The organism is Nocardia sp. NPDC051321 (genome assembly GCF_044455225.1).
Taxonomy (GTDB): domain Bacteria; phylum Actinomycetota; class Actinomycetes; order Mycobacteriales; family Mycobacteriaceae; genus Nocardia.
In genome coordinates, this window is sequence record NZ_JBITEM010000011.1 from 70,995 (window position 1) to 83,361 (window position 12,367).

11 protein-coding genes are annotated in these 12,367 nt (G+C 67.1%); 6 read left to right on the forward strand and 5 right to left on the reverse strand.

Annotated features, from left to right (window positions below; genetic code table 11):
• Positions 1 to 174: 174 nt before the first annotated feature.
• Positions 175 to 1,722: an Hsp70 family protein gene (locus ACIA8C_RS26095; protein ID WP_397139055.1), complete on the reverse strand. Its 1,548-nt coding sequence runs from the start codon at positions 1,720 to 1,722 to the stop codon at positions 175 to 177.
• 704 nt (positions 1,723 to 2,426) lie between these two features.
• Here ACIA8C_RS26095 and groES point away from each other — a divergent pair.
• Positions 2,427 to 2,726 carry a co-chaperone GroES gene (groES, locus tag ACIA8C_RS26100; RefSeq protein ID WP_014981824.1) on the forward strand — a complete coding sequence of 100 codons (300 nt, stop codon included), beginning with the start codon at positions 2,427 to 2,429 and terminating at the stop codon, positions 2,724 to 2,726.
• Between the two features lie 185 nt (positions 2,727 to 2,911).
• Positions 2,912 to 4,522, forward strand: coding sequence for a chaperonin GroEL (groL, locus tag ACIA8C_RS26105; RefSeq protein ID WP_397139057.1), 1,611 nt, complete (start codon positions 2,912 to 2,914; stop codon positions 4,520 to 4,522).
• Positions 4,523 to 4,579: 57 nt separating this feature from the next.
• On the opposite strand, the gene ACIA8C_RS26110 is transcribed toward groL, so the two are convergent.
• From ACIA8C_RS26110 to ACIA8C_RS26120, 3 genes are all read right to left on the reverse strand, one after another.
• Positions 4,580 to 4,831, reverse strand: coding sequence for a hypothetical protein (locus tag ACIA8C_RS26110; RefSeq protein WP_397139059.1), 252 nt, complete (start codon positions 4,829 to 4,831; stop codon positions 4,580 to 4,582).
• Between the two features lies 1 nt (position 4,832).
• Complete coding sequence (locus ACIA8C_RS26115; protein ID WP_396995546.1) at positions 4,833 to 5,408, reverse strand: sigma-70 family RNA polymerase sigma factor; 576 nt, start codon at positions 5,406 to 5,408, stop codon at positions 4,833 to 4,835.
• A 364-nt stretch (positions 5,409 to 5,772) separates the two neighbouring features.
• Positions 5,773 to 6,066 carry a WhiB family transcriptional regulator gene (locus tag ACIA8C_RS26120; RefSeq protein ID WP_014981828.1) on the reverse strand — a complete coding sequence of 98 codons (294 nt, stop codon included), beginning with the start codon at positions 6,064 to 6,066 and terminating at the stop codon, positions 5,773 to 5,775.
• Positions 6,067 to 6,695: 629 nt separating this feature from the next.
• On the opposite strand from ACIA8C_RS26120, the gene ACIA8C_RS26125 reads away from it, so the two are divergent.
• From ACIA8C_RS26125 to ACIA8C_RS26135, 3 genes are all read left to right on the forward strand, one after another.
• Entirely contained in the window at positions 6,696 to 7,574 is an 879-nt protein-coding gene (locus ACIA8C_RS26125) for a hypothetical protein (protein ID WP_397139061.1), read from the forward strand.
• A 179-nt stretch (positions 7,575 to 7,753) separates the two neighbouring features.
• Entirely contained in the window at positions 7,754 to 8,332 is a 579-nt protein-coding gene (locus tag ACIA8C_RS26130) for a sigma-70 family RNA polymerase sigma factor (RefSeq protein WP_357386413.1), read from the forward strand.
• On the forward strand, positions 8,325 to 9,407 hold the full coding sequence (locus tag ACIA8C_RS26135) for an anti-sigma-D factor RsdA (RefSeq protein WP_397139063.1): 1,083 nt from the start codon (positions 8,325 to 8,327) through the stop codon (positions 9,405 to 9,407). The genes ACIA8C_RS26130 and ACIA8C_RS26135 overlap by 8 nt, the downstream gene beginning before the upstream one ends.
• 207 nt (positions 9,408 to 9,614) lie before the next feature.
• Here ACIA8C_RS26135 and ACIA8C_RS26140 read toward each other — a convergent pair whose 3' ends face one another.
• Complete coding sequence (locus ACIA8C_RS26140; protein ID WP_022567296.1) at positions 9,615 to 10,028, reverse strand: DUF5319 domain-containing protein; 414 nt, start codon at positions 10,026 to 10,028, stop codon at positions 9,615 to 9,617.
• Positions 10,029 to 10,590: 562 nt separating this feature from the next.
• Here ACIA8C_RS26140 and guaB point away from each other — a divergent pair.
• Positions 10,591 to 12,060, forward strand: a complete 1,470-nt coding sequence (guaB, locus tag ACIA8C_RS26145; RefSeq protein WP_396995728.1) for an IMP dehydrogenase — start codon at positions 10,591 to 10,593, stop codon at positions 12,058 to 12,060.
• Positions 12,061 to 12,367: the final 307 nt, after the last annotated feature.

The window sequence follows — 12,367 nt, forward strand, 5'->3', positions numbered from 1 at the left end:
ACGCCGGAACGCAACATCTCGCACCTGACGTGCACCTAAAGCCGGGTACGGCACACGACTCGACCACACTACTCACGGAAAAACCTGGACAGTCTTCAGCTTTCGGGGCTGCTTACCTTGGGCCGTCCTTCGTCGTACTCGCCGGATAAGTACGTGCTGCGGCTGCTGAGCGGGTTAGTCAGTCTCGCCGGGCTGCCACGGGTTTCCGACGCCGGGGGCGACCGAGTCTGAGTTATGCCGGGGCGGCATCGGCAGGTATGTCTGCGCAGGGGCCTGGGTGGGTGCCGATTTCGGGGTGGGCGTGGTGGGCCGGTTTTTGTCCGGGCTGCCCGAACCCGGCTGCGGGCCGGTGGTGTTGCCGAACAGCGGGCCGAGCAGTTCCGGGAACGGGATCACCGGGAGGTTCGGGTCGGGGCGCAGCGTCGGCTGGGTCGGCGGGATGACGGGCGCCGAGGTCTGCGTGCTCGACGGCTGGCCTCGGTCCTGGGTGATCGACGGAATGTTGCCGCCCGGTGGACGATTGGTGCTTTCCTGGTTCCGTCCGCTGGTCGCGGTGCCCGCTCCGGTCGGCGGCACGATGCTGCCCGGCGACGGCGGCAGCTGCGACACGCTGCTCGTGGTGCCCGCGGGGGAGATCTCGTCGTCCGAGGTGGGTGCGAAGGTCTTCACGCCGTAGCCGATGATCAGCCCGACCACCACGATCGCCCCGGCCAGCGTGCCGACCACCTTGGTGAACGTGCCGACCGGCGCGTCGGAGCCGAGCGCGGCCACCGGGAACACCGACGGCTGCACCGAATCGGCAACCAGCGCGGCGCCTTTGGCGATCACCGCGTCGGGATCCTCCACGGTGAACACCGGGATGTCCAGCTGCCCGGCGAGCGTGTCGACCACGGCGGGGATGTTGGCTCCGCCGCCGATCACCGTCACCGCCTCCGGGAACTTGGGCGCCCGCGCGAACACCGCGGCGGCGAACACCGCCGTCTCGCGCAGCAAATCGGCGATCAGCTCCTCGAAATCGGCCCTGCTCAGTTTGAGCGGCCTGCCCGCGACGTGGTCGATGGTGACGGCGGGCGCGATGGACAGGTGTTCCTTGGCGGCGCGGCCGCGGTTGGTCAGCATGCCGCGGTTCGGGCGGGTGCCGCGCCGGGCGTAGTGCAGGTCGACCAGGTGGTGGTAGATGAGGTCGTCGATGGCGTTGCCGCTGATCGCGATGGTGCGCTCGGACCGGAGCACGGTGCCGTCGGCCTGGTCGGCGACGGTGACGCTGAGCCCGGTGGCGCCGAGGTCGACGATGGCCACGGTCTCGTAGCGGTCGAGCAGGCCGGTGTGCCGCAGGAAGGTGAGTGCCGCGGAGCCCTCCGGGACCAGACGTAGTTCGCGCTGCTTGCCGGTGGCCGAGCGGATCGCCTGCGCCTGCTCCTTGCTGCGGTAGGCGACGGCGACGCTGGTCGGCGGGCGACTTGTCGGCGATTCCAGATTGCGCGGCTGCGCGCCCGCGAAGCGCGCGCCGACCGGATAGCCCGTGTCGTGCGCGAGCTGCGTCGTGGGTAGCTGGGTGGTCATCAGCTCGATCGAGGACGCGACGAGATCGCCGAGGTCGGAGTGGGCCGCGTCGGCGGATACGACGCGGTAGTCGAAGCTCTGCGCGCCGTTCGACGCGGTGGCGACCAGCGCCGAGCACACGACCTCGGACCCGGCCGAGATACCGAGGGATGTTCGCATGTTCATTCACCTCCCTTCGAGCGGATGGTCTTGTGGCGCCGACCATCTCGATTGGACTGCCCGATCGCCGCGTGCCGACGGACGATCAGGACTCGAAACCCGTTCGGTCCCGTTATCCGGATGGGTCGTGGGGACCGGCGATGGATCACGTGTGGCTAGCTCTCTGGTGCAGCTCTGATGGCGCTGGTGTCTTCTATGACGCTTGGTGTTCGATGACGCCGGAACTTCGGTTCACGCTGAGGTATTCGGTGACGCCGAGCGGTGTAGCGACGTACGTTCTGTGACAACCCCTGGTCTCCGACGGCACCGGTTCGTGACGAACACAGCGGTCGGACAGCGACCGTCGTCAATAGTGTCACAATCCGTTATCCGAACGTTACAGTTTTCTGGATCGCTTGAAAACCCCTCCCGGCGTGCGTCGGGCGTGTCGGCGAACACTGAGGTTCGTGGCGATCTGAAATTGGCACATCCCGGCCTTGAGCGCTGGCACTCTCATGTATAGAGTGCTAGTCGGCACTGCTGATGTGCGCGGCCGGACTTCCGTCCATCCGATGCACGGTGCGTTGCCAGGCATTTTGACTACTGAGCAGGGGTCCCGGCACCCGCGACGACGGGGCTATGCGACAGGGTCAGCACCAAAACCTGATACCGATGGTCCGGAACAACAGTTCCGGACGACATCCCCTGAAAGTGGAGGGCTCAACGTGGCGAGCGTGAACATCAAGCCGCTCGAGGACAAGATCCTCGTCCAGGCCAACGAGGCCGAGACGACGACGGCCTCCGGCCTGGTCATCCCCGACACGGCGAAGGAAAAGCCGCAGGAGGGCACCGTCATCGCCGTCGGCGAAGGACGCGTCACCGACAAGGGTGACCGCATCCCGGTCGACGTCAAGGAGGGTGACACCGTTATCTACAGCAAGTACGGCGGCACCGAGATCAAGTACCAGGGCGAGGAATACCTCATCCTGTCGGCGCGCGACGTGCTGGCCGTCGTCACCAAGTGACCCGCGCCCCGCGCGGTCGTTCCGGCGAGAGCCGGGATCGAGTGGTGACGTTCCATGCTCACCCGACCGCCGGGATCGAGTCGTCATGATGCTGCCCCGGTTCCCCTGAGCGGGGACCGGGGCAGTCTCATCTCAGCTGAGAGCGAATGCTCGAGGCCGGCCCTGGAATCCAAGGAATAGGACTTATGGCAAAGCAGATCGAGTTCGACGAGAAGGCTCGCCGGGCTCTGGAACGCGGAGTCGACAAGCTCGCCGACGCCGTCAAGGTCACCCTCGGCCCGCGCGGTCGCCACGTGGTGCTCGCGAAGGCCTTCGGCGGCCCGACCGTGACCAACGACGGTGTCACCATCGCGCGCGAGATCGACCTGGAAGATCCGTTCGAGAACCTCGGCGCGCAGCTGGTCAAGAGCGTCGCCACCAAGACCAACGATGTTGCGGGCGACGGCACAACCACCGCGACCGTGCTGGCCCAGGCGCTGGTGCGGGCCGGCCTGAAGAACGTTGCCGCAGGCGCGAATCCGATCTCGCTCGGCTACGGCATCGCCAAGGCCGCCGACGCGGTCTCGGCCGCGCTGCTCGCCGCGGCCACCCCGGTGTCCGGCGAGAAGGCGATCGCACAGGTCGCCACCGTGTCCTCGCGCGACGAGGAGATCGGCGAGATGGTCGGCAAGGCGCTGACCGTCGTCGGCAAGGACGGCGTGGTCACCGTCGAGGAATCCTCGACGACGCAGACCGAACTCGTTGTCACCGAAGGCGTTCAGTTCGACAAGGGCTACCTCTCGCCCTACTTCGTCACCGACACCGACAGCCAGCAGGCCGTGCTCGAGGATGCGCTCATCCTGCTGCACCGCGAGAAGATCAGCTCGCTGCCCGACTTCCTGCCGCTGCTGGAGAAGATCGCCGAATCCGGCAAGCCGGTGCTGATCATCGCCGAGGACGTCGAGGGCGAGGCGCTGTCCACTCTGGTGGTCAACTCGATCCGCAAGACGATCAAGGCCGTCGCGGTCAAGGCGCCGTTCTTCGGTGACCGGCGCAAGGCGTTCCTCGACGACCTGGCCGTGGTCACCGCGGGCACCGTGATCAACCCTGACCTCGGCATCAACCTGCGCGAGGCGGGCCTGGACGTACTGGGCCAGGCGCGGCGCATCGTCGTCACCAAGGACGACACCACCATCGTCGACGGCGTCGGCACCAAGGAAGACATCGCGGCCCGTGGCGCGCAGCTGCGCCGCGAGATCGAGGCCACCGACTCCGACTGGGATCGCGAGAAGCTCGAGGAGCGGCTGGCGAAGCTGTCCGGCGGCGTCGCGGTGATCAAGGTGGGCGCGGCCACCGAGACCGCGCTCAAGGAGCGCAAGTACCGGGTCGAGGACGCGGTGAGCGCGGCCAAGGCCGCCGTCGAGGAGGGCATCGTGCCCGGTGGCGGCTCCGCGCTGGTGCAGGCGGCCGCCACGCTGATCGAGCTGCGCGACTCGCTGTCCGGTGACGAGGCCACCGGCGTCGAGGTGGTGCGGACCGCACTGTCGGCGCCGCTGTTCTGGATCGCCACCAACGCGGGCGTCGACGGCTCCGTGGTGGTCAGCAAGGTCGCCGAGGGCAAGGAGGGCTTCAACGCCGCCACCCTCACCTACGGTGACCTGCTGACCGACGGCGTCGTCGATCCGGTGAAGGTGACCCGCTCGGCCGTCGTGAACGCGGCGTCGGTGGCGCGGATGATCCTCACCACCGAGAGCGCGATCGTGGAAAAGCCCGCCGAAGAGGCGGCCGACCACAGCCACCACGGTCACAGCCACTGAGCTGAAACCAGAGAAGGCCCTCGGACATCGAGTCCGGGGGCCTTCGTTTTTACGAAATCAAGAGGCTACGGGGGGTTGCTCCGCGGCTATGGCGGCGAGCAATCGGGTGCGCAGCGTGGCGGGCGGTGGTGTCGCTGTCGCGCTGGCCAGCATGGCGAGCGCTTCTCTCGTCTGCCCGATCTCGGTGATGAACTCCGCGCGTAGGGCGGGGTCCTCGGTGTCGAGCAGTTCCTGCACCTCATGGTGATCTACGTCGTCGATCGATCCGAGCGCGACGGTGTGCGCGAGATCGACCTGGCGTTCATTCATCTCACGTCACCCCCAAACTTTTTTTGAGTCGTGTCAATCCGTCCCGAATTCGGGACTTAACGGTCGGTAACCCTACTCCGAGGTACAGCGCGACCTCCGCGTAGGTCCGCCCGCCGTAGTAGGCGAGCGAGATGGCCTCTCGCTGGGTCTCGGTCAAGGTCGCGAGTCCATCGAGGACGGCCTGCTGTTCGAGCCTTCGCTCTACTTCTTCGGTCACTTCGTCGAATTCGTTACCGAGGACTCGGATTCCGTAGGCGACCTCGCGTTGGGTGTGTGCCTGCTCGGCGCGCACCCGGTCGACGGCCCGCCGGTGCGCAAGCGTCATCAACCACGTCACGGCCGACCCCTTGTCGGCGTCGAAACTGGCTGCGGTGCGCCAGATCTGCAGGTAGACCTCCTGCGTCGTCTCCTCGGCGTAGCCGGGGTCGTGCAGGACGCGCAGCACCAGACCGAAGACGCGCGCGGACGTCCGGTCGTATAGCTCGGCAAAGGCTTCCTGGTCGGACTCGCCGCAACGATGTAGCAGGTCGGCGAGTTCGATGCTCTCGGCGGCGCGGGCCGTAACCGCAGAATCCACACCGGGTAAGAAGGCATCTCTTCGGAACGAGTCGCCCTCTGCGGCCGGCTGCCGCGTTGTCACAACGCTCCATTCTGTGTCATCGGTCACCACCGTAGCGGGTCGCTATGACATCCCATCGGCTGGGGGTGTCGGCAAACCACCTGTGGCCCAGCGACTTTGCGGAAAACTTCGACACGCCGGGTGGCTCTAACTAGAGACACGCCGTGACACGCCGAAAGCTAACCGCGAAACGCAGGGCTCGACAGGGTGTGCGGCTTCGGGTCGTAGCCGCCGCAGGCGTAGCGGTGGTGACCGCGTATTGCCTGCCGGTTGTTTGCTAGGGATTCGGCGCGCTGCACCCCGCGGATGGGAACAATTTCAACTACACCGCCATGCGCCGCCGATTACGGCGGGCGTGCATCTCGCGTTCGGTCTCGGACATGCCGCCCCAGATGCCGTAAGGCTCGCTGACTTTGAGGGCGTGGCTGCGGCACTGCATCAGTACCGGGCAGGCCCGGCAGATCTCTTTGGCGCGCATCTCGCGCGCGGTACGGGCTCGGCCACGTTCGCCGTCGGGATGGAAGAACACGGCGGAGTCCTGCCCGCGGCAGGACCCTCGCATCTGCCAATCCCAGACATCGGCGTTCGGCCCGGGGAGGTGGGTCGGCATGGGCATTGTGTGAACTCCTCGTGGTGCGAGCTCGTCAGCGTTGTCGAGCAGTTGTTCTGCAAAAGTGTGGTAGGCCACTGCGCTGTGTCGGCGGGTGCCCCTGTGCTCGCCCGTTGCGGTCGCTGCAATTTCGCGCGGCGCCGACCGTGGCGATGAGCTACGTTAGGTCCAGCCGCGAAATTCCGTCAATAGTTCGGCGCAGCAGTTTCCCAAATCTTAGGCTGCCAAATTTAACCTTTGAGCTGTTTACTTTTTGCATTGGTTCCGGCGATACTGATCGGTTGACCAGTGGTACGTGGCTCGCCGCTGCTTCGATTCGAGACCTATTTCCGCTGGTAGATCCCATTTTTGGGGGCAGCGGGCCGATCAGAGCCCGGCGGGGGCCGGGTGGGCGCGGTCACAGCCCCGCTCGGCGGCGGGTACGGCGAGCAGATCCGAGATGGCGGAAACGGGGCGCTGGGGTTAATTGCGCGAAACGCGTGTGAATTCCGAACGCGGGCGCTCGGTGATTGCCGGTACGAGTTTTACCTGATGGAAACATCGCATAGTGATCAGAAATGCTGAGTGGTTGCCGGTTGGTCGGGCCCGGTCTTTCTCCCGGCCATCTCGAACCGGCCCGGTATACAGTTTCGGCCGTGTTCGCACCTGCTCCGCTCGGAGATACCGCATTCGAGATACTCGCCGAGAGCGCCTTCGGCGCGCACCCCGGGCGTGCCGCTGCCGAGTTGCCGACCGCGCCCGACGCGCTGAGTTCCTGGTATCGAGCGGTGATTCTCGGCGGTCAGGGCCGATATGCCGCGGCCCGCGCCGAATTGCGAATTGCCCGCGCCCGCAGCACCGATCCGACGGTGCTTTCGCTGGCCGCGAGCACCGAGGGTTCGCTGCTGCGCCAGCTCGGCTGGCACGCCCGCGCCGCAGTCTTCGACGGACAGGCCGCCGCACTGCTCTCCGTGCGATCGATGGGCGACCGCACGGTGGACTCCGGGCCCGGCTTTCCGTTCGACCGCGCCGACGCGATCTGTGACGCGCTGACCGGTCTCGCGGCCGACGCGCTCGGCATCGGCCGGGTCGCGCTGGCCTGGCGGCTGCTCGGCCGCGCCGCCGAGGTGGTGCCGGACGACCGGCTCGGCTGGCGGCCCGCCATCCGCAGGCAGTGGGTCTGTGCCGAAACCTCGCTCGCCGCAGGCACTGTCGAGCCTGCCGTGACGTACGCGGCCGCGGCGCTCGAGCTCGCCGAGCGTGCGCCGTCGGTGCGGCATCAGGTCAAATCGCGGCTACTGGTCGCCGCGGCGGTCGCGGTGGCGGGGGAGCACGACCGGTCGCGCGCGCTCGCCGAGCAGGTGGCCGAGCAGTGCCGTGAACACGGCCTGCTGCCGTTGCGCTGGGCGAGCGCGATGCTGCGGGACGGGCTCGGCGTCGCGGGTGCCGGGGCCGAGGCCGAGGACTGCGCCGCGACCATCGTCCGACGTGGCGGTCGGTTTCGTCCGGCGACCGCGGTGCAACCGAGCGCCTAGCCGTCGCAAAGCTTTTAAGTGGGACTACATCAGGTTGCGCGGGGCCTGTGCGTAGAAGGGCGACCGTGTTGCCTTGTTCCGCGCGCTGTATCGCTATTGTTAGATCCGTTCCGCCGCTTCGGCGGAAGCACTGGTCATCACCGACCGTGCCACTTGTAACGCCGGGAATCTCTCTGACGATGACGAACATGGGCGAAGAGTTGGACCTCGCCGTCACTGCGGCTGCGCAGGGCGACAGATCCGCTTTAGCTCAGGTGCTGGAGATGATCCGCCCGCTCGTGGTGCGTTATTGCCGCGCGCGGATCGGAGCCGCGGAGCGTGGGCAGCTCTCCGCGGATGACGTTGCGCAGGAGGTCTGTTTGGCCGTGATGACCGCCTTGCCCAGGTATCAAGACCAGGGCAGGCCCTTCATGGCCTTCGTTTACGGAATCGCTTCGCACAAGGTCGCCGACGCCCATCGCAACGCCGCCCGTAACAAGGCGGAGGCAATGGCCGAAGTACCAGATGTCATATCCACCGACCATGGTCCGGAACAACGAGCTCTCGAATCGGAGACGAGCAGGCAGATGAACCGTCTGCTCGCGACACTCCCCGAGAAACATCGAGAGATCCTGATCCTGCGATTGGTCATGGGTTTGTCAGCCGAAGAAACCGCAGTCGCCGTGGGCAGTACGGCGGGGGCGATACGAGTGGCCCAGCACAGGGCGCTCGCGAAACTGAAGTCTCAAGTGGCGAGGGCAGGTGAAATGTATGGCTAGGGATGGCGAGCGCGGTCGGGGTGACTGGAAAGCGCGGCTTGGATCGCGAAACAGCGGTCCCTACGCCGACGCGTCCGGAGACACCGGTCCGGTCGACATCGCCGCGGTACGCCGCGACGACGCGTTGATCGACGCCATCGGCAGCGATGGCCCGGTACGGACCGACAGCGCGGAGGAATATCAGCTCGCGACGTTACTCGCGGACTGGCGAGCGGAGCTCATCGCTCCGCCGATGACCGCGGCGCCGGATCTGGATGCGATCGTTGCCGCGGTCAACCAGGAGATCGGCGCCCGGCAGTTCCGGAACGGGGCACAAGGCAGCAACCGGCTAAGGCTTGTTCGCCCGCTCCTCGGGGCCGCGGCGGCACTGGCACTGGTTTTCGGCGGCATGACGGCGTTCTCGTATAACTCCGAGCCCGGCGATCCGCTGTGGAATCTCAAGGAAGTCGTCTTCAATCAGGCGGCGCAGAGCACCGTGGCGCAACGGGCAGGCACCGATCTGACTGAAGCGGGGAAGCTGATCAGCCAGAACCCGGTGCAGGCCAAGGAGCGCTTGGAGCAGGCGAAGGCGAACGCCGACAAGGTCGACAACGCCGGTAGGCACGACGAGCTGATGACGGAGTGGCAACGCCTCGTCAACCAGTTGCGTGACGCGGGCTACGGCGACTTGGCCGATCAGCTGGATCAGGGCACCTCGGGTAAGCCAACCGACCCGTCGACGAGCCCCGGCCCGTCGACGAAGCCGATCCCGCCGGTCGATCCCTCGGTGACGATTCTGCAGACGAAGCCGGCGCAGCCGAGCGACAAGCCGACCGAACCCACCGAACCGACCACACCCCCGAGTGAGGACAAGCCGACTCCGCCGACGGTGACCACGCCGCCGCCGACGGTGGAGCCGACCACCACACCACCGCAGGCGACGCCGACCACCGTGTCCAAGCCGACGGTGGTCGAGCCGACCGGGGACAGCGGTGGCCAGACCCAGCAGCCGCCGACTCGGGTACCGACGCAAGGCAATCCGGGCACCACGTTCGTCATACCGCCCGGCGCCGGCGGCGCGGCGACTCCGACGTAACAAGCGGCGCTAGCAACCCGCGAGAGAATCTCGAACAAGACAAGAACCGATTGCCTAGCGGCGGTCGGTTTTCTGTCGTTGGAGGTGTTGTGCTCCGGCGGCCAGGCATCTGAAATCCATCGGCGAGTGCGTCGAAGATCACAGCGCTGAATGCCACTGCACGCGCGCTCCCCATGGGGACGCGTCATCGGTCCGGTACTGCGAACCTCAGTTGTCGAATCCGTCGAATCCGTCGCCGTGGAAGGCCTCGTTCATCGAGGCGTCCGCGTATCCCCGGCAGTAATCCCAGGTGACGTAGGCTTCCGGCGTCGGATCGTAGGCGGGCTCGTGCGGGCGCACGGTGCCGTCCACCAACAGTTGAAGTAGGTTGGCGCGCAACATGTCCCAGTCGTGGTAGTGATCCTGCCGACAGTCTTCGCAGCTCACCACTAGTCCGCGGATGCCGCGGTGCGCTAGTAGCGCCTCGTAGACGGCCAAATCGGCGAGATCTTCCTCGACCGCAAGGCGCTCATGGGGATCCAGCGGCTCACCGGGCTCGATGGCGTCGAGCGCGGCGGACGGGTCGGAGGGGTCTCCGGCGAACGGATCCGGCGGCAAGCCAGGTGGTAGATGGTCACGCACATCCCCACGGTACGCAGAACAGGGTGGTCTGCGCCAGCTATGTCGGCCGCAAGTTTCGTCGGCGCTTGCCCGTCCCCGGTCGGCTCCGCCTCCCTGCCGTCCCCCGTACTTACCCGCCCCCGGTACGCTCCGCCCCTTCACGATCGCCCGGTCCTTACCCCCGGGTCGGCTTCGTCTCCCCGTCATCTCCCGGTGCTTACCCGCCCCGGTCGGCTCCGCCTCCCTGCCATCCCCCGGTGCTTACCCGCCCCCGGTCGGCTCCGCCTCCCTGCCATCCCCCGGTGGGCTCACTGCGCCGACGAGTTTGCGGGACAGATACCATGGTGTCAGGCCCCGGCGAGCACCCGACACTATTCCCGGAGCTACCAGTCCATCCCATCAGCTGCGCGCGGCGCCGGTGACACCGGCGCCGGTCGCTGTCGACGTCCAGGAGGAGTCGATCCGAATGAGTAATCCCGTATCGGGCGAACGCACCGCTAGGGGACGGCAGCCGGCGGAGCCGGCGGGGTGGGTGAATACTGTCCGCCCATCTACGGGTGGTGACGATCCGAACAAGATCGCCATGCTCGGCCTCACATTCGACGATGTGCTGTTGCTGCCCGCCGCCTCGGATCTCATCCCCAGCTCTGTGGAGACCTCCAGCCAACTGACCAGGGATATCCGCCTGCGGACCCCGCTGGTCAGTTCCGCGATGGACACGGTGACCGAGGCCAGGATGGCCATCTCGATGGCCAGGGCGGGTGGCATGGGTGTGCTGCATCGCAACCTGTCCGGCGCCGATCAGGCCGCCCAGGTGGAGACCGTGAAGCGGTCCGAGGCGGGCATGGTGACCGACCCGGTCACTTGCCGACCGTCCGACACCCTCGCCGAGGTCGACGCCATGTGCGCCCGGTTCCGCATCTCGGGCCTGCCCGTGGTGGACGAGGTCGGCAGCCTTGTCGGCATCATCACCAACCGCGACATGCGTTTCGAGGTCGACCAGAACCGCAGGGTCGAAGAGGTGATGACCAAGGCGCCGTTGATCACCGCGCAGGAGGGCGTCACCGCCGAGGCCGCGCTCGGCCTGCTGCGCAGGCACAAGATCGAGAAGCTGCCGATCGTCGACGGCAACGGCAAGCTGCGCGGGCTCATCACGGTCAAGGACTTCGTCAAAACCGATCAGTACCCGAACGCCACCAAGGACCGCGACGGCCGCCTGCTGGTCGGTGCCGCGGTCGGTGTCGGCGACGACGCCTGGTCGCGCGCTATGACGCTGTCCGACGCCGGCGTCGACGTGCTCATCGTGGATACCGCGCACGGCCACCAGGCCCAGGTGCTGCAGATGGTCACCAAGATCAAGGCCGAGGTCGGCGACCGGATCCAGATCGTCGGCGGCAACGTCGCGACCAGGGCAGGCTCTCTCGCGCTCGTCGAGGCGGGCGCCGACGCGGTGAAGGTCGGCGTCGGTCCCGGCTCCATCTGCACCACCCGCGTGGTCGCCGGTGTCGGCGCGCCGCAGATCACCGCGATCCTCGAGGCCGTCGCCGCCTGCAAGCCGCACGGTGTTCCGGTGATCGCCGACGGCGGCATCCAGTTCTCCGGCGATATCGCCAAGGCGATCGCGGCAGGCGCGTCCACCGTGATGCTCGGCTCGCTGCTGGCGGGCACCGCCGAATCGCCGGGCGAGTTGATCCTGGTGGGCGGCAAGCAGTTCAAGAGCTATCGCGGCATGGGTTCGCTCGGCGCGATGCAGGGCCGAGGCCAGGCCAAGTCCTTCTCCAAGGACCGCTACTTCCAGGACGACGTGCTCGCCGAGGACAAGCTGGTCCCCGAGGGCATCGAGGGCCGGGTGCCGTTCCGCGGCCCGGTCAATCAGGTCATCCACCAGCTCGTCGGCGGCCTGCGCGCGGCCATGGGCTACACCGGCTCGCAGTCCATCGCGCACCTGCAGGACGCGCAGTTCGTGCAGATCACCGCGGCCGGTCTCAAGGAGAGTCACCCGCACGACATCACGATGACCGTCGAGGCCCCTAACTACACTGGTCGCGGCTAGCCTGCATGATGGTCCTGCACGAACCGTAGGGTCCGTGCAGGACGAGGCAAGCTGCGTCCAGTTCGGGATCAGGCCGATGGCACACGACGTCATAGGTCATATCCGGACTCGCCCGCCGAAACTCGGCGCCGACCGCGCACGGGACGAACTGCGGAGTGACTAGCGGCTAGCCTGTGCCCGCGACCTCCCGTAACAAGCCTGGCCACCACAGCGCGAGTCTTACGAGCGCCGTTCGTGGCCCGTCTCGCGTCCGAGCTGTCGAAGCGCCAGGGCCCCCCGCGCCCCGATCCCACCCCCGGGACCCCCA